Below are 16,977 nucleotides of genomic sequence, written 5' to 3'. Positions count from 1 at the left end.
ATGAGGACAGTCATTCCTTTCAATTATTATTTGTTACTTTTTTCACATAGCCGGGTTGTTCCTTTCAGAATCAGCTCGGCCTTGTCATGCCCACCGAATATTATGCATGCTGAAGGCTTGATGAACAAGGCATTAGCGAAGGAGGTTTATCATCATGAATGTTGTCATGACTACACCAGAGAAACGAATGCAGGAGATTGCAGAGAAGGTACGCCATGGGGAGCGGTTATCGCTCGAAGATGGCGTCTTTCTGTACCAGACCGATGATTTGCTTAGCGTAGGCCAACTGGCCAATGAGGCCAACCTGCGCAAAAATGGCAAGAAGGTCTACTTTATCGAGAATATGAGCTTGTATTTTACCAACGTCTGCGAGGCGCATTGCGCGTTCTGCAATTTCCGCAAGGATCAGGGCGATGAAGGCGCGTATACGCTGAGCGGACAGGAAATGATCGAATATGTCGAGCAGCATTTTCATCCCGGTGTACGGGAATTCCATATCGTAGGCGGACATAATCCGCATGTGCCGTTTCAATATTATGTTGATTCGCTGAAGGCGCTGCGCGACCGATTCCCGGAGGTGACTCTGAAGGCTTATACAGCGGCAGAGATCGATTTCTTCTCCCGGATTAGCGGACTCAGCTATAAGGAAGTGCTTCAGGAGCTAATGAGCGCAGGCCTTGGGACGCTGACCGGAGGCGGCGCAGAGATCTTGTCGGATCAATATCGGAAGAAGATGCGTGTCACCAAAGCCGATGTCAGCGAATATCTGCAGGTACACCGTACAGCACATGAGCTGGGTCTGCGCACGCATACCACGATGCTGTATGGCTCCATAGAGACGCATCAGCAGCGGGTTGAGCATATGATGCAGATTCGCGAGCTGCAGGATGAGACGAATGGCTTCATGGTATTCATCCCTCTATCCATGCAGCCGATTAATCCGCGTGCCGGCATCCGCCGCCGCAACTCGGCCTACGAGGATCTGAAGACGATCGCCATCAGTCGTCTCATGCTGGATAACATCCAGCACATCAAGGCGTACTTCATTAATATCGGTACCCAACTGACGCAGGTGTCCTTGACGATGGGAGCTAGCGATGCACACGGTACGATCGTCAAGGAACGCATCAGCCATGCCGCAGGAGCGCTTACCCCTGAGGGCATCACTCGCGAGGATCTCGTCTGGCTGATTAAGGGCGCTGGCCGTATCCCTGTGGAACGAGATACCTTTTATAATGAAGTGAAAGTGTACGAGTAATTTGGCGCATACTAATGACGCAAATGTCGTTCAGCCTGTTACGGCAACCACAGCCGTTACGTATCGCTTATAACATGCGCTTCAGATAAGGTTGGGATACAAAATGAAACGTTTCGTAATCTTAGGAGGCGGCTACGGGGGTCTGACGATCGCTCAAAGCCTGCTGGAGGATAGCAACATCCCTGATGATGTGACGATTACCATGATTGACCGCATGCCATTTCAAGGCTTGAAGACGGAGTATTACGCCTTGGCTGCGGGCACAGCGTCCGATCTGGAGCTACGTGTTAGCTTTCCGTCGGATGAGAGGCTCAAGCTCGTATATGGTGAAGTGACCGAGGTCGACTTGGAGCGTCGGCTCATCGAGCTGGAGGGGCAGGACCCGATTGAATATGACGGACTTGCCATAGCGCTGGGCTGTACAGATCGCTATCACGGCATCGAGGGCGCAGCCGAATTTTCGACATCGATTCAGACCTTCTCAGCTACGCGCGAGACGTATCGCCAGTTATGCGATGTGAAGCCCTACGGTCAGGTCACGATTGTTGGCGGCGGCTTGAGCGGCGTAGAGGTGGCAGCCGAGCTGCGGGAGAGCCGGCCTGATCTGAACATTCGGATCTTGGACCGGGGACCGAATATATTATCTGCCTTTCCGACCAAGCTGCAAAAGTACGTCGCCTCCTGGTTCAACAATCATCATGTTGAGATGCAGGGGCACATCTCGCTGAATCGGCTGGAGCAAGGCGTACTGTATGATCAGGGGCATGAGATCCTGACCGATGTAACCGTGTGGACAGCGGGTATTCAGCCTGTGCCGATCGTGCAGCGAATGGAGCTGCCTAAGGATAATCAGGGGAGGCTCATCATTAATGACCTTCATCAGCTTCCAGATCATCCTGAGGTATTTGTCGTGGGGGACTGTGCTAGCCTGCCCTTCTCCCCAAGCGCCCAGGCGGCGGAGGCGCAAGGCAAGCAGATTGCCGAGGTTGTACGTGCCGCATGGCATAACAAAGAGCCGAAGCTCGGCAGCATTAAGCTGAAGGGCGTACTCGGCTCTCTCGGCAAAAAGTCCGGGTTTGGCCTCATGGGCAAACGCGCCATCATCGGCTACGTTCCGCGTGTACTCAAGAGCGGTGTGCTATGGTTATCCAAGCATCATCTCGGTTAGCTTACAGATCGTCGAGGAGCTTGTCCAGCGCTTCTCTGTCCGCCTGCTGGCGCCTGAGCGTCTGCATAATCTGCTCATAGAGCGCATCTACATCGTCCGCGGCAACAATCTCTCCCTCAACCAGTGCAAAGGGGGAGAGGTAGCACTCGCCGCAGTTGCCTAGACAGCCGTATTCCGTTACCTCGTATTCGGGATTCTGCTCCAGTAGCTGCATGATACGGTCGGTGCCGTGATGCATGTTGCTAGCGCAAAATTCAATCATAGGTTTAATCATCTCGTCACCTTACCTTGTGTTCCATTTTCAATGGAGTTGCTTTATACTATAATAAAGAAAGAAAGGAGTGAATGGCAATGAGCGATAACGCACAAAGCACCATGTATGATGAAGTGCTGGATGTGCTCGATAAGCTTCGCCCGTTCCTGCAACGCGACGGCGGCGATGTCGAGCTGGTCGACGTAGAAGACGGCATCGTGAAGCTGAAGCTGGTTGGCGCTTGCGGTAGCTGCCCAAGCTCGACGATTACCCTGAAGGCTGGAATCGAGCGCGCCCTTGTTGAAGAGGTTGAAGGCATTCATGAGGTCGTTCAAGTATTCTAATACGTAGACATCAGCAAAGAGTCTTGTCCCGCACGTCGCGCCGCAACAGGCGCCTCGTCTTAGGGACGAGACTCTTTTTTTGCACAATCGTCTGCCGATGACATCTCTGCGCACCCGGTAGCCTGCAACCACAGACTGGCCGGCGCCTCCTCCTCCAATTCACTATCCTTTGAGTGTTCGCTTGATCGGGTCAAGCCCTCCCGTTACATCCAGGATATTGCCTGTAATGAAGTCCGACTTGGCGTCGCACAGGAACCGAATCGCCCGACTGACATCCTCGCCCGTACCCGGTCGGCCGCGCGGCGATTCCTCATCCAGTTGCCCCTCCACATCATCGATCCGCTTCTCCTTGTTCTCTCCGCGAATATCCCCCGGACAGATCATATTCACTGTAATGCCATGCGCCGCCTCCTCCACCGCCAGTGTCTTCGTGAAGGAGACTAGACCCGTCTTGGCAGCAGCGTATACCGCCCGATGCGGCCAGGCACGCGCCTCGCCTGCATGACCGAAGCCATAATGAATAATCCGCCCCCAGCGGCGCGCACGCATGCCTGGCAGCAGAAGATGATCCAGCAGCATGACACCCAGCAGGTTGCCATTGAGCAGACTGACGATTTCCTCAGTACGATACTCAAGGAACACTCTTCTTTCACGGACGAACGGCCCCGCGTTATTAATCAGGATGTCAATCCCGCCGAACGTATCCTCCGCCTGCTTCCCTAGCCGCTCCACCTGCTGGGGGTCTGATATATCGGCTTGCAGTGCTGTGGCCTGAACCCCCAGCTCCTCAATCTGCTCCTTCAGTTGAAGCGCTTCCTGACGGCTGTGTACATAATTGAGTATAATGTTACAGCCATGCTGAGCCAGCATGAGTGCCGTGCTTTTTCCAAGTCCCTTGGCGCTGCCCGTAATTAATGCAGTCTTCCCCTTCAACTCCACAGGTCTTCTCCTCTCCAGTGTGTACCGTGTATCGTTATGCTCCGTGCAGCGCAAGCTGTCAGCGAAGCTGCCCGTAGGCGTAACGGAAGGTATGATACAGCGACTCCACTACCATCTCGCACCCTTGATCCAGATCGTTTAGCTGCTCCTGTATATTCTCCAGTTCCGCATCCTGACCAGCGATGCCCTGCAGCCGGCGCAGATCATCCTGCAGCTCGGAATTCATGTAGTGGATCTCGGTATTGCGCCGTTTGCGCAGTCTGGACATCGGCTCCCGATAGCGCTCCTTCAGCTCGTTCAATGTTTTGGATAAGGCGGGATGCAGATTTCTTTCCCTCATGTTGCGCAGCACGGTAAAATAGGAAAAATGCGGCTTGATCCGCTCCGTGCGCAGTTGCAGCATATCGTTCATTAACGTACCCAGCTTATCCAGCAGAGAGAACACCCGGATGAACGCATTTTTGTCAAAATAGACATGACGATAGTAACTGAGCAGGTCGTCCTCCGACATCGCAGACAATCTGCGCGTGGTCAACTGTGCTGCAAACTTATGTGACGCATATTGACTCTCCTCCAGCTCATCCAGTGAAGCGAGCAGCCCTAACGTATAAATCTCATATTTGCGGTAGCGCATCTCCTGCCCTGAACCTGCAGCACTACGCTCCTGCAGCAACGAGACAAAGCGCCTGATTATTTGAAGGGTCTCTCCAAGTCGGCCCTCCGGCTCGCGTGGAGGCTCGCCAAACATCATTCGTAGCATTGCCAGCACCTTCCTTCACATGTCTAGGTATCATCTATATGCTTCGATGCAAGCCGTGCCTGCTGTCGTCAAATGAAACAAGGATGAAGCTGGATTATTTCAGTTGAAATAACCGCAGCTTCATCCATTTTACCACTATTCAGTTAGAGGAGCCAACTTACGAGCTGAATCTCCCGGCTCGAGAGCGCCATGCCTGAATACAGATGTCGACCAGAAAAGCAAAGTAGCCGCAAATAATAAGGTTGTGCAACAGACCTGTAAAAATAAATACATTCTCATTCGTAATGGAGTAGGTGAGCAGCGCGCCGCTGAACACCTGCACCACAACCAGCACGACGTTGATTCGGCTAATGCGGAGGATCGACTGATGGGTCGTATGACGGCGAATGTAGACATCCAGCAAAATCACGCAGGTCACCAAAATAATCGCTGCCACCCGATGCATAAAGACAATGCCCGTAGCACCGCTCAGCTCCGGAATGATCTCGCCATTGCATAGCGGCCAGCCGATACAGCCGCCTGCCGACTTCGTATGACGGATATAAGCGCCGATGTAGACGACAATGTAAGTGTAGATAAACAAAGCAAAGGAAAGCTTGTAAATGGCAGTCGGCACCGTATTGCGCTGCGGTTCGGCCTTGCCCGCCTCCAGCCTTCTCGTCCACAGCACCAGCATCAGCGTGCAGGAAAACGCCAGCAGCGAGATACCAAAGTGCAGCGCCATAACGTAGGGCGATTGCGGCCACTTGACAGCGGCTGCGCCGAGCAGCGCCTGGACGATCGTGAATAACAAGGTTCCGCCAGAATAATACATAGCCTCTCTGTACTTACGGTACTTCATGACGGTAAGCACAAAGACTGCGACAACGATCAAACCGACGATGCCTGTGACGAAGCGATGCGTATATTCAATCAAGGATTCCAATGTATAGGCCGGTATAAATTTGCCATGACAAAGCGGCCAGTCGTCTCCACACCCTCTGCCAGAGCCGGTATTGGTCACTAGAGCCCCATTCAGAAGCACCAGCAGCATGCCGATGCTCGACAAAAGCGCAAGCAGACGGTAGCGTTTGGTCATCAGAGCTTTCACCACTTTTCATTAATAATTAAGTACAACTCATTATATCGATAAAAAATGACAAAAGCCATGTTGAAAATGTGACAATCCCTTAGCAGCTTTATGGCTGAGCCTTCGTGTAATTCGCTCTCTGCAGCAGCAAAACACCCGCATGGCAGGCCTCAGAGAGGCCGCTGCTGCGGGTGTCTTGCTCATTAGCTTCTGATATTCAACCTTGAGCGAGAGCTCCGCGAACGGCAATCGCGCGATCCACGAACTGCTCGATCTCCTCACGACTTTTGCGAAGCTTGTTCACGAAACGAACCAGCTCCTGTCCTTCGTAGAAGGCAATAAAGCTCGGGATTCCCAAGATGTTCAGCTCGCTGCACAGATCCGGCAGATCATCGCGGTCGATCTCAACGAATTCCACCTGTTCCTTGTAGTGCTCCTCCAGCTCTGGCATAAACGGATCGATAAAATGACAGTCCTTGCACCAGGTCGTTTTGAATACAGCAATGGTCAGCTTCGACTGAGCCACTGTTGTGCGAAATTGCTCTTCAGTTTGCAGCTTTTGCATCGATTACAGCTTCCTTTCTACCGTAAGGCTACGCCATTCATCTCCCCAGTCTTCCCAATGCAGCGATCCGCTCAGCGCGTGGATCAGATCACGAGCCGGCACATAGAGTGTGCCCTCAACGACAATCGGGGAGACTGACCATGACTTAGTTTCTCCATTAGACACAAATGTATCCTCGCCGATCTTGAAGCTCAGCCTGTCTTCAGACCAACGGTCGAACACCGTGAATACCTTCGTCTCATTATCGTAGCTGAGGCTTGAATCAAGCTGATTCAGCGTATCGCGCAGCGGCAGCAGCGTGATGCCCTCAGGCAGCATAATCGGCGGGTTATAGTCGTAGAATCCAAAAAACGCCGACTGCTCATTCATCTTCATCTCATTCATCAGGCTGCGAACGACAGAGTCCTTCTTGAATAGTCTCATCGCTGCATAGCCTTCTGAATCAACCAGCTCATCGAACGTGTAGGACACCTTCGGCGCCTGGACAGCCTCCGGTACAACCTTGCCGTTCACGTTCCAGGCTTGCTGGGTTACCTGTATACGGAAGCCTTCGACAGGAGAATTATAGTATTGCATTTCCGTCCCGTCCTCGAGCTCCACTTGCTGAGCCTGCTGCGGTACTCTAATCGCCAGCTCAACCACCGATTGACGGATGTCCAGCTTGCTGTCTACATACAGGTTTGCCTTCAGATAGGACTCCTTGTTCAAGAAGCTATCCACCGACTGCTCCTCCGAAGCGACCGAATCCAGGTTTCTCTTCAGATCCCCCAGCATCTCCAGTGCGCCTTCTACACCTTCCGCCACGAGCTCCTTGTCGCTCTTGCCTCCGGTGCTCTCCTCGGACAGCGGATTATCAATCCCTAGCGATGTCCACAACTGCGGATCTTGAGCCCGGAGCAGACGAATCAGCTCCGCCAGCATCTTCTCCAGTCCCGCCTTGTCCGCGATGAGCGCGTTCACGAAGCGGCTAGCCCAGGGGATCAGCTCCGATCCATCAATCTCCATCTGTACATGCGCTGTTTTCACTTGCTCGCCATTCACGGCAAGCTCCTCAGGCGCGACACTAATCCGGTTAGGATTCGGCATGTTGTCGATCGCATAGCCGCCGACAACATCCACCATTTGTCTGCTCAGCTCGGTCAGCTTCGCCCGGGATTCCTCCGTTGCTTCGGCCGATTGATCAGCTCCTAAACCTGCGCCCTCCATGAACGCGCTAACTGGCGTCAAGCTGCCTACCTCGTTCAGATCAATAACGAATGGACGCCATGCCCCTTCGATATTGAGCACAGCAAGCTTGTCGTCGCTGTGCAGGCTAAAGTTTACTTGACGACCGCCAAGCGACAGCGTTCCATTCATGGACATCGCCTGGTTCTCGCTTACTTTAATATCTTGGAAATCGAGCTTCACCTTAGAGAATAATTCCAGCATCGACCGTTCTTCCGGTTCAAGCAGCTTCAACGCCTCTTCGTTGTACAGCATCTCGAACTCCAGACTTTGGCTTCCCTCGCTTGAGCTCACCTTCATCGCCTGCTTCAGCACGGTGTTAAAGTCAAGACCGCCTACCGCCTGGCAGCCGGCAGCAATGAGCAGTACAGCCGACAGCATGAGCGCCACCAGGCTTCGTTTACTTGCTTTTCGTTTGATCAAATGAAAAGCTCCTCTCTCTCTGCAAGTATAATAGTTTCCATGAAACGATGCGTGATAACAGCGTCTATTTTAGCATAAGAGAGGATCGTTGATAATATGAAAAATGAATTATTTCCCTATGCTTCTATTCCCCAATCAGCCCCGTTGTTCGACACGAAGTCTTCGAATCAGCAGACTGAACACCTTGCGTACAGGACCTGGGTAGGAGTCCGCTTCCTCAGCGGTTACGATCCGCAGTATCACGAGCAGCAACAGGTACATGGCGATCATGACCGTACCGGCTGCGGCTGCTGTCAGGAAGGAGCCCAGTCGAACGGGCAGCTCCGCTAGCAGCATGCCCCCTAGCCATTCCGTTGCATAGCCCGCTCCACCCGTTATAACAACTGCCGCCAGGTAGCGAATCCACCGGCCTCCGAGCACATTGAGACTGACCTCACGCGCAATGACGCGCAGGTTGAGCGCCGTGATCATGATGAAGCACAAGGTCGAGGCGATAATCAGCCCATAGACGCCGAGCAGCGGAGCGAGCGCCACACTCCCTACCACTTTGACCATAACGCCAGCCAGCGTCGCTCTGAGTGGCGACATCTGCTTGCCCATACCGAACAGCATCGAGTTGGTCGTCATCATCGTAATCTGGAAGATCGTTCCTGCCGTGAGCGCAGCGACAATGCCGCTGCCTCCAGCATCGCCGAATAAAAAGCCAGTCACAGACATTGCAGCGATCGTCAGCGACAGCGCAGCAGGGATGCCTGTAAACAGTACGATGCGCATCACCAGCGACCCTTGCCGCTGCACCGCATCCATATTACGCACTGAATAGGCCGACGAAATCGCCGGGATAATGGATGTGCTCAGCGCAATCGCCAGAATTGGCGGCAGCCCGGCGATCGCCTGGGCACGCATCCCGAGCCAGGCCAATGAGGCGACAGCCTCCCCTTCACTGTAATACGCTCCCGTTAGACGGTTGAATAACGAGGTATCGAACATGTAGAGCAGTTGAACGGTCATCGCTGTCATGACGATCGGGATCGAGATGCGGAACAGCTCATTATAGATCGTGCGCAATCGCAGCTTCACGACGCCTGCTGCAAGCTCGCGGTTCATCGTCTCCTGCAGTTGCGTGTCGGCTGCATCCTGACGACGCAGCTTGCGCGCATACCAGAGCATCACGGCGAATGCGCCTACACTTCCCAGCACACTGCCGAAGGACGCGCCAGCGGCAAGCCATTCATTGTTCATCCCCATCGATAACAGCAACAACGCCAGACCTACAGCCGTAATGACGCGGAAGATCTGCTCCACAATCTGCGAGATGCCGCCCGCGGTCATCATCTGTCTACCCTGGAAATAGCCGCGCATCATCGCGATGGCTGGAAACAGCAGTAGCGACGGCGCAATCGCCTGGATAGCCAGCGTAGCGCCGGGGTACTTCGTAATCTCCCCAGCGACATAGGGGGCGAACAGGTAGAGCAGCACCGCCATCAACACACCGGACACGGCGCCGAACAGGAGCGCGGCCCGGAAGATTTGCTGTCCTTCCTGCACCTTCCCCTTGGCATAGCGCTCCGACACCATCTTACTGATCGCACTCGGGATGCCCCCGGTTGCAATAATGAGCAGAAACAGATAGATATTGTTCGCCTGCGTAAAGTAGGCATTGCCTGATTCGTCCATAATATTGTCCAGCGGGATACGCTGAAACAAGCCCAAAAAACGGGCGACCAATGCTGCGGCCGCCAAAATAATCGTTCCTTTTAATAATGAATCTTTTCGTATCATCGTCTCGTACCGCCCGCTCCTTAGTTCTTGCTCTTAATCGGCTCAAGCGGCTGATGATGCCCGCGTACCGGAGCCGCAGCCCCTGACGGAGCAGCCCACTGCACACCATTGCGAATGACCTGCAGCACCTGTGGATGATGGTAGGTCGGATAGGTCTCATGGCCTGGACGGAAGTAGAATATTTTGCCTTGTCCCCGGTAGAACGTGCAGCCGCTGCGGAACACCTCGCCGCCCTCGAACCAGCTAATCATGACTAGTTCATCTGGAGCAGGAATGTCAAAATGCTCTCCGTACATCTCCTCTTGATCCAGCGTAATGTACTCCGGCAATCCAGCGGCGATCGGATGCGCCGGATTGACGATCCAGATCCGCTCCTTCTCATCCGCCTCGCGCCATTTCAGATCACAGCCTGTCCCCATCAACGATTGGAAGACCTTGGAGAAATGCCCGGAATGCAGGACGATCAGTCCCATCCCCCCCAGCACGCGCTGCTTCACCCGTTCGACAATCTCATCCTGCACTTGATCATGAGCCTTATGTCCCCACCATAGGAGCACATCGGTCTCATCGAGCACCTCCTGCGTCAGCCCATGCTCCGGCTCCTCCAGCGTAGCCGTCCTCACCTGTACCTGGTCCCCGGCAATGCCTCTTGCGAGCGCCATATGGATGCCGTCCGGGTAGACGCTGCGCACTGCTTCATTTTCCTTTTCATGCTGAAATTCATTCCACACCGTAACACGAATCATCCGTTATCTCTCCATTCACGCCAGCCTACACGACCAGCCAGATAATAAACAGTACAATCATCACCAGTTGCAATATAATCTTGACGACCGTACTCGTCAGCAGGCCAACGACCGAGCCAATGCCGACCTTCATCGACTTCTCGGCATCCGCCCCGGCAATCAGCTCGCCAATGACGGCTCCAATGAACGGCCCCAGCAGCAGTCCGATGCCTGGAATGACGAATGGCCCGATAATAATACCGATCGTACTGCCAATAACTGAGGCTCTGGAGCCGCCGAATTTCTTGACGCCCCAGGCGCTGACCGCGTAATCCGCGATGAACAGCGCAATCAGAATGATCGTCTGCAGGGACCAGAACACCCAGCCGAAGGGCTCGAAGCTGATGAAGAAGCCGTAGACAAAAAAGGCGGCGTAAATCGCCAGCACACCAGGCAGGATCGGAAAGATCGCACCCGCCATTCCAACTGCAAACAATAAAATAACCAAAATCCAGCCCGTAATTACCATCAGCCGACGCCTCCTCGCTATGCCGAGCCAGCAAGGAACATCACATGCCAGCCCGTATGCATATTATTCGCATGTGTATCAAGCGATTACCCACGCTAACGCTCAATATACCTGCCAATACGTCTGCTCTGGACTCAAGGTTTCATTATATTTTTTAGAATGACTGCGATGGCGTCCTCATTATTCGACACGGTTACCAGATCAGCCGCCTCCTTGACCGCCTCCTGCGCATTGCCCATAGCAATGCCAAGCCCCGCCTCGCGGATCGCTGCAATATCATTGAGGCTATCCCCCACGGCCACCACTTGAGACATGTCCAGATCTAGCAATCCGCACAGCTCGCGCAGCGCACTTGCCTTCGAGACGCCTGGCGGGTTAATCTCCAGATTCGTAGGCGACGAGTTGGAGACCTCCAGACTGCCCCAACGGTGTATCTCATCTATGATGGCTTGCCGTGCGGCCGTATCCGGCGTATCGAAGCCGAACTTCAGCCAATGCATGCTGCTGGGCGCCACTCCCGGAGCAAGCCAGCGCTCCCGATTGTAGATCCCCTCCACTGTATATCCCCAGAACCATGTACCATACTGCTCTGCCAGCGCATGCAGCCGCTCCACAGTTCCGTCAGCCAGATAGGTCCGCCGATGCAGCACATGGGGACGATGCCAGATCTCCCCGCCGTTCACCGTAATCATCGGTGTCGTGAGCCCCAGTTGCTCCGCATAGGGCAACGCGCTCTGAAAACCGCGCCCCGTCGAGAAGCTGACGATGTATCCGGCATCCAACGCCTTGTGAATCCACTCCGCATTGCTTGGACTAATCTCGCTGCGGTCATTAAGCAATGTTCCGTCCATATCCAGCGCAATCAATTTGTAGGTCGTCATGTCATCCTCCTTACCTAGCTCTACGTACATTTTAACACAGTTAGGCTAGCCGCGCTCCGTTTCACGCCGAGCGTCACCTGTACGACATAACTTCTCTGTTTCCTGGCCCGTTCCTATGCCAAATAAAGAAAACCGCCCCCTAAAAGGGACGGCCTAGACTCATTCTTCACTCCGAGAGAATCCAATTGCTGATAAAATTTGATTCTTATGATGAAGGTCATGCTCAATAAATTCGTGGATAATGTAAAGCAAGGAGTAGGGGGTGCCTGTATGCGGGCAATTTACAACGCCGTTTGCAGTCACCTGTTTAGCGGCAACGTCTGGCTCTGACAGCAGGATCTCAACCAATTGAAGACGGGTTTGCTTGAATTCGTCGAGCATACGATTTTTGGTAATACCCGAACGTGCATATTCATAAGCTTTTTGATTGAACGAATCAAAATCAGGAAAGAGCATTCCTTCGCCATGTTTAATGGAAGGAATAATCGTATGAATGAGGTAATGATCCCAATTCTGAAGATGCGCAACGATTTCCCCGATCGTTGCTTTCCCTTCCGCGACTGGAGTGACCCAAGCGTTATCATCCAGATCACGTAATGTATCCATCCACTCTATGAATTTATGGTACTGATAAATCGTGTCTTCCCCTAAGCTAATCATATCGGGTGCCCCCCATAGTTATCATTATAGGAACTTATGTTCCTATAATATACTATATTTTCCCATATGGCAAGGGGAGCAAGTGAAAACCGCTGGCATGTAATTCTGCTTTTACGTAAAGTCAACATTTCGTTTTTGCTTCATATATTCATTTATTCTATGATTAATTGGGAAAAGGGGGAGTACGATGCATTTGAACGTTCGGTTGAGTGATTTATTGAAGGAACGCGGAATGACACAGAAACAGCTCTCAGAGCTTACTGGTATCCGACCCGCAGCAATTAGCGAAATCTGCAACAATCTGAGAACTTCGATAAATCGGGAACATATCGAAAAAATTGCTCATTGCTTAGACATACAAGACATTCGCGATCTTATTCGCCTCGAGAAGTAGTCTGAACATAGACCCTCCGTGTGACTTGCGTTGTAAGCCAAAAGCTACAAGGGAATGGAACGTAAAAAGGCAGGTCAATCAAGGTTATATCTAACCAGGATTGACCTGCTTCACGTTAAAACCAAGCGGTTTTGCGAGAAATAATAATGATTCGATTTCGTAGGATGAATGCTGCTGCTCAATTACACCGCTTGCCGCTGCGACAGCCGGCTTCGGCGCACTGCGCGCGCGATCAGGCCATGCTTGGGCGAGAACAGGAAAGCCAGTATGAACAGCAAGGCGGCCGCGCACACCATGCAACCTGCAATCGACGCATCCAGCGCCACGGCAGTACCATAGCCGAGCGAAGTACTGGCGATGCCGATGCTAACGCTCCATATCAGCATCGCACCGAGTCGGTCGGTAAGCAGATATGCCGCAGAAGCTGGAATAATGAGCAGGCCAACGACCAGGATCGCCCCGACACTCTCGAATGAGCTTACCGTTGCCATCGAGACCAATCCCATCAGCACATAATGGAACAGAGCGACCGGAATGCCAAGAGCCGCTGCCAAGGTCGGATCGAAGGCGCACAGCTTGAATTGCTTGTAGAACAATCCTATAATGAGCGCAATTATAAGCAACGTAAACCCGAGTAGCCATACGGCCTTAGGTCCTAGCTCGATTCCCCCGAGCGACCATGTATTCCAATGAACATAAGCGATCTCCCCATACAACACACAATCCAGATCAAGATCCACCTGCCTGGCATTCAGACTCACCAGCACGACACCAACTGCGAACAATGCCGTGAAGACAACACCGATCGAGGCATCGGATTGCACGCCGCTCTGCTGGAAGAGCTGGATCAGGAAGACGGTGATGAGGCCAAGCAGCGAAGCACCAAGCAGCATGGCGAACGATTCTCGCGAGCCGCTGATTAAGAAGGCGATGACGATGCCCGGCAAGACGGAATGGCTGATCGCATCACCGATCATCGCCATCTTGCGAAGTACCAGAAATACGCCGAGAATGCCGCAGCATGAAGCGACAAGCGCCCCCGTAAGTATAATCCAGAAATCTATCATGACGCCGCCTCCTTCCTCATCGTGCCAGCAGAGAGTTCACGCAATCTAGCCCGTTCACTGCGGCGCAAGCGGGCAGTTCGGATGGCCTGCGTCAGCACGCCGCGGCGGGGTCCGCACAGCACCGATATACCAAATAACGCTGTGGCAGATAACACGCTGAGCGGGCCGGTGGGCAGGTTCTGTACCATAGAGCTGAGCAGGGTGCCGAGCGCTCCGCTTAATGCCCCGAACAGCCCCGCTAGTACAACCATTACACCGAGCCGATCCGTCCAGTAGCGGGCGGATACAGCGGGCGTAATGAGCAGCGCAGCCACCAGTACCACACCGACCGCCTGAATGCCGACGACGACGGCAATGACGATGAAGAGCATTAGTAGTTGATCCAGCAATGCCGTCGGGTACCCCAGACCGCGGGCAAATCCTGCATCGAAGGCGAATAGCTTCAGTTCCTTGAACAGCAGGGTACAGACTGTAAGCAATAATGCGCAGACGATCATCATCGTATAGACATCTGTGCCGATCATGGACGCCGCCTGGCCGAACAGGAATTTATCCAGTCCACTCTGGTTGCCATAGCTGCTATGCTGAATCTGGGTGAGGAGCACGATGCCCAGCCCGAAGAAGGAGGACAGCACAATCCCCATCGCCGCGTCCGATTTGAGGCGGGAATAGCGGGTAATCCAGCCGATGCCGAAGGTTGCGATGACACCCGAGATACCCGCTCCTATCAGAAACAGCAGCAGCGACTTCGTCCCGGTCAGCATAAAGGCGATGCAGATGCCCGGCAGAGCTGCATGTGCCAGTGTATCGCCCATCAGGCTCTGCTTGCGCAGATAAGAGAAACAGCCCACAACCCCACTGCATAAGCCTAGCAGCATGCAGCCCGCCAATATCCATTGTGTATTGGGATCCGCAACGACAGCAACGATATGCTGGATCATCCGCTCACCCTCTCCCTCTCCAAAAATGCCAGCTTGCCGCCATAGGTCTGCTGCAGGTTGTCCCGTGTAAATACTTCCTCTGTCCGTCCGAAGGCTTGTACCTCGATATTCAACAGCAGCAGCGAGTCAAAATACTCCTCCACTGTGGACAGGTCATGGTGGACGACGATGACAGTCTTGCCTTGTCGCTTCAGCTCCTGCAGGAGCTCGATAATCGCCTTCTCTGTCGCTGCATCCACACCAACGAACGGCTCATCCATGAAATAGAGCTGGGCATCCTGTGCGAGCGCCCGCGCCAGAAACACCCGCTGCTGCTGTCCACCGGACAGTTGGCTGATCTGGCGCTCAGCATAGTCGGCCATTCCGACCTTGGTCAGGCACTCCATCGCCAACTGCTTCTCCCTGATTCCCGGACGGCGGAACCAGCCTAATCGTCCATACGTTCCCATCATCACCACATCCAGCGCATGGGTCGGAAAATCCCAATCCACCGACTCCCGCTGCGGCACATAGCCGACAAGCCTGCGCTGCTGCTTATACGGCTTGCCATATACTTGCACCTCTCCCGAGAGGCTGGGGATCAGGCCAAGCGCCGCCTTGATCAAGGTGGACTTGCCCGCTCCGTTCGGGCCCACAATGCCAACAAGCTGCCCTTCCTCTACGCCAAAGGTGGCATTGCTCAGCACCGGCTTCTTTTGATAGGCTGCACTCAGTCCGGTAATCTCCAGCGCCATCCTGTTCATATACGCTCTCCTCCCTGCTGTATCAGGTTGATACGGATAGGCAAACTCCTCATCATGCGCAACTGTCCGTCTGCCCTCCCGTCCACGTCCCCACTACTTCAACGCCTGTACGATCGTATCGATATTATGGCGGAACATGCCGATATACGTCCCCTCAGCCGTCCCCTCCTGACCCATCGCATCCGAGAACAGCTCACCGCCAATATCAACCTGATGCCCGAGCTTCTTCGCGCCTTCGATTACCGCTTCGATCGACCGCTTCGGCACACTGGACTCGATGAAGACCGCCTTAATCTTATGCTTCACCAGATAGTCGCGCAGATCGCTCACATCCTTGGAGCCATATTCGGATGCCGTGCTGATGCCCTGCAGACCGGTTACTTCAATACCATACGCTAGACCGAAGTAGCCGAAAGCATCATGTGCAGTGACTAGAATCCGACGCTCCGCGGGAATGAAGGCGATCTGCTCTCTGGCATAGCGATCCAGCTCCTCCAACTGCGCAATATAATCCGCCGCCCGTTGCTTGTATTCCTCCGCATGCGCAGAGTCCTGTTCTGCCAGAGTAGCTGCTATGACCTCCGCTGCGGAAATCCAGTGCCGGACATCAAACCACACATGAGGATCATAGGTTCCTTCCCCAGCGTCATCCACCAGCATTAGACGCTCCTTCGGGATCGTCGAGGTTACTGCAACCACTGTCTTTTGCTTCTCCAGCTTCTCCAGCACCTCGCCCATCTTGCCCTCCAGATGAAGCCCATTGTAAAAAATAATGTCCGCCTCATCCAGCTTGCGTATATCTCCCTGCGATGCCTTGTACAGATGCGGGTCTGTTCCTGGGCCCATCAGCCCTTGGGCCTCTATCCGCTCTCCACCAATATTAGCAACCACATCATGAATCATCCCGATCGTAGACGTAACCTTCAACCGACCATCCGTTGCTGCCTCCTTCTCCTCCCCTGAACTGCACGCAGCAGCCACCACCATCAAAATTACGAGATAGATGAATGTCCATCGTGCACGGCGCAGCGGCGCCGTCTTCAACCCTTTCATTGGCCTTTCTCCTCCCCACGGTTTTCTATTGGACAAAATATTAGCCCTAGAGAATAAAATTTGTCCACAACCTTCTTTTTTAATATTATACAAAAAAGTTTCTTTGATGCAACATTTTATTTGATAGACTGGCCGACGCCTCCTGACAACGATAACTACGTTTCGTGAAATATAAGCCTGCTGCAGCCCGGTGAGCTGC

Annotated in this window: 19 protein-coding genes; 4 read left to right on the top strand and 15 right to left on the bottom strand. The window is 53.5% G+C overall.

Annotation, left to right across the window (positions count from 1 at the left end):
• Positions 1–154: 154 nt before the first annotated feature.
• Positions 155–1,258, top strand: a complete 1,104-nt coding sequence (gene mqnE / locus ACY1JZ_RS09370) for an aminofutalosine synthase MqnE (RefSeq protein ID WP_462628972.1) — start codon at positions 155–157, stop codon at positions 1,256–1,258.
• A 103-nt stretch (positions 1,259–1,361) separates the two neighbouring features.
• On the top strand, positions 1,362–2,426 hold the full coding sequence (locus tag ACY1JZ_RS09365; protein WP_270165054.1) for an NAD(P)/FAD-dependent oxidoreductase: 1,065 nt from the start codon (positions 1,362–1,364) through the stop codon (positions 2,424–2,426).
• A 1-nt stretch (position 2,427) separates the two neighbouring features.
• On the opposite strand, the gene ACY1JZ_RS09360 is transcribed toward ACY1JZ_RS09365, so the two are convergent.
• Positions 2,428–2,697 carry a YuzB family protein gene (locus ACY1JZ_RS09360; RefSeq protein ID WP_270172587.1) on the bottom strand — a complete coding sequence of 90 codons (270 nt, stop codon included), beginning with the start codon at positions 2,695–2,697 and terminating at the stop codon, positions 2,428–2,430.
• 80 nt (positions 2,698–2,777) lie between these two features.
• Here ACY1JZ_RS09360 and ACY1JZ_RS09355 point away from each other — a divergent pair, with 80 nt between their 5' ends.
• Positions 2,778–3,023, top strand: coding sequence for a NifU family protein (locus ACY1JZ_RS09355; protein WP_270165056.1), 246 nt, complete (start codon positions 2,778–2,780; stop codon positions 3,021–3,023).
• A 162-nt stretch (positions 3,024–3,185) separates the two neighbouring features.
• Here ACY1JZ_RS09355 and ACY1JZ_RS09350 read toward each other — a convergent pair whose 3' ends face one another.
• The 10 genes from ACY1JZ_RS09350 to ACY1JZ_RS09305 form a co-directional block, all read right to left on the bottom strand.
• On the bottom strand, positions 3,186–3,956 hold the full coding sequence (locus tag ACY1JZ_RS09350; RefSeq protein WP_270172589.1) for an SDR family oxidoreductase: 771 nt from the start codon (positions 3,954–3,956) through the stop codon (positions 3,186–3,188).
• 64 nt (positions 3,957–4,020) lie between these two features.
• The gene (locus tag ACY1JZ_RS09345) at positions 4,021–4,722 is read right to left on the bottom strand and encodes a Cthe_2314 family HEPN domain-containing protein (RefSeq protein WP_270165058.1); all 702 of its coding nucleotides are present in this window, start codon (positions 4,720–4,722) and stop codon (positions 4,021–4,023) included.
• Between the two features lie 157 nt (positions 4,723–4,879).
• Positions 4,880–5,800, bottom strand: coding sequence for a COX15/CtaA family protein (locus tag ACY1JZ_RS09340; protein ID WP_462628971.1), 921 nt, complete (start codon positions 5,798–5,800; stop codon positions 4,880–4,882).
• 208 nt (positions 5,801–6,008) lie between these two features.
• Positions 6,009–6,356, bottom strand: a complete 348-nt coding sequence (locus ACY1JZ_RS09335; RefSeq protein ID WP_270165060.1) for a thioredoxin family protein — start codon at positions 6,354–6,356, stop codon at positions 6,009–6,011.
• 3 nt (positions 6,357–6,359) lie between these two features.
• Positions 6,360–8,003: a stalk domain-containing protein gene (locus ACY1JZ_RS09330; RefSeq protein ID WP_462628970.1), complete on the bottom strand. Its 1,644-nt coding sequence runs from the start codon at positions 8,001–8,003 to the stop codon at positions 6,360–6,362.
• A 135-nt stretch (positions 8,004–8,138) separates the two neighbouring features.
• A complete protein-coding gene (locus ACY1JZ_RS09325; protein ID WP_462628969.1) occupies positions 8,139–9,785 on the bottom strand; it encodes a putative polysaccharide biosynthesis protein in 1,647 nt (548 codons plus the stop codon).
• A 20-nt stretch (positions 9,786–9,805) separates the two neighbouring features.
• Positions 9,806–10,531, bottom strand: coding sequence for a ThuA domain-containing protein (locus ACY1JZ_RS09320; RefSeq protein ID WP_462628968.1), 726 nt, complete (start codon positions 10,529–10,531; stop codon positions 9,806–9,808).
• A 25-nt stretch (positions 10,532–10,556) separates the two neighbouring features.
• On the bottom strand, positions 10,557–11,039 hold the full coding sequence (locus tag ACY1JZ_RS09315; RefSeq protein WP_462628966.1) for a DUF456 domain-containing protein: 483 nt from the start codon (positions 11,037–11,039) through the stop codon (positions 10,557–10,559).
• 134 nt (positions 11,040–11,173) lie between these two features.
• The gene (locus tag ACY1JZ_RS09310; RefSeq protein ID WP_462628965.1) at positions 11,174–11,920 is read right to left on the bottom strand and encodes a Cof-type HAD-IIB family hydrolase; all 747 of its coding nucleotides are present in this window, start codon (positions 11,918–11,920) and stop codon (positions 11,174–11,176) included.
• A 159-nt stretch (positions 11,921–12,079) separates the two neighbouring features.
• Positions 12,080–12,580 (bottom strand): DinB family protein, encoded by a 501-nt coding sequence (locus ACY1JZ_RS09305; RefSeq protein ID WP_462628964.1) that lies wholly within the window; start codon positions 12,578–12,580, stop codon positions 12,080–12,082.
• A 187-nt stretch (positions 12,581–12,767) separates the two neighbouring features.
• Here ACY1JZ_RS09305 and ACY1JZ_RS09300 point away from each other — a divergent pair, with 187 nt between their 5' ends.
• Positions 12,768–12,974 (top strand): helix-turn-helix domain-containing protein, encoded by a 207-nt coding sequence (locus ACY1JZ_RS09300; protein WP_462628963.1) that lies wholly within the window; start codon positions 12,768–12,770, stop codon positions 12,972–12,974.
• 182 nt (positions 12,975–13,156) lie between these two features.
• Here the strand turns inward: ACY1JZ_RS09300 and ACY1JZ_RS09295 are convergent, their stop codons facing one another.
• From ACY1JZ_RS09295 to ACY1JZ_RS09280, 4 genes are all read right to left on the bottom strand, one after another.
• A complete protein-coding gene (locus ACY1JZ_RS09295; protein ID WP_462628962.1) occupies positions 13,157–14,041 on the bottom strand; it encodes a metal ABC transporter permease in 885 nt (294 codons plus the stop codon).
• Positions 14,038–14,982 (bottom strand): metal ABC transporter permease, encoded by a 945-nt coding sequence (locus ACY1JZ_RS09290; RefSeq protein ID WP_462628961.1) that lies wholly within the window; start codon positions 14,980–14,982, stop codon positions 14,038–14,040. Before ACY1JZ_RS09290 ends, ACY1JZ_RS09295 begins: the two co-directional genes overlap by 4 nt.
• Positions 14,979–15,725: a metal ABC transporter ATP-binding protein gene (locus ACY1JZ_RS09285; RefSeq protein ID WP_462628960.1), complete on the bottom strand. Its 747-nt coding sequence runs from the start codon at positions 15,723–15,725 to the stop codon at positions 14,979–14,981. Before ACY1JZ_RS09285 ends, ACY1JZ_RS09290 begins: the two co-directional genes overlap by 4 nt.
• A gap of 93 nt (positions 15,726–15,818) precedes the next feature.
• Entirely contained in the window at positions 15,819–16,778 is a 960-nt protein-coding gene (locus tag ACY1JZ_RS09280; protein WP_462628959.1) for a metal ABC transporter solute-binding protein, Zn/Mn family, read from the bottom strand.
• Positions 16,779–16,977: the final 199 nt, after the last annotated feature.

The organism is Paenibacillus sp. J5 (assembly GCF_054955055.1).
This window is presented reverse-complemented; position numbering and strand designations above follow the sequence as displayed.